The sequence below is a fragment of the Xenorhabdus santafensis genome (genome assembly GCF_033949405.1).
In the GTDB taxonomy this organism is placed as follows: Bacteria; Pseudomonadota; Gammaproteobacteria; order Enterobacterales; family Enterobacteriaceae; genus Xenorhabdus; species Xenorhabdus santafensis.
The window spans coordinates 1-334 of sequence record NZ_VCDN01000418.1 but is presented as its reverse complement, the minus strand read 5'-3'; the positions used below and the strand labels follow the sequence as shown (position 1 = coordinate 334).

Below are 334 nucleotides of genomic sequence, written 5' to 3'. Positions count from 1 at the left end.
GGTTGTGCAGCTGGTTTAGCACGTCCATCAGCAGGTCAAGCGGTTGTTCGTGCTGAAAAACAACCTGATCATCTTGTAACTGTATTCGCAGGTCAAGATAAAGATGCTACCGCAAAAATGCGTGAATACTTCGGAGAAATCCCTCCATCTTCACCATCTATGGCATTATTAAAAGGAAAAGAAGTTGTTCACTTCATTCACCGTCATGAAATTGAAGGTGCAACTATGGACGAAATTATTACGAACTTAGAACAAGCTTTCGAAAAGAATTGCTAAAGAAGGGGGAGAGTAAATCTCCCTCTTTTCTTTATATAGAGGTGAAATAATGATAGTA

1 protein-coding gene is annotated in these 334 nt (G+C 39.5%); it reads left to right on the top strand.

Annotated features, from left to right (window positions below):
• Window positions 1–276, top strand: a 276-nt coding sequence (locus FE392_RS20795) for a BrxA/BrxB family bacilliredoxin (protein ID WP_319931986.1), incomplete at its 5' end; no start/stop codon positions are given.
• Window positions 277–334: the final 58 nt, after the last annotated feature.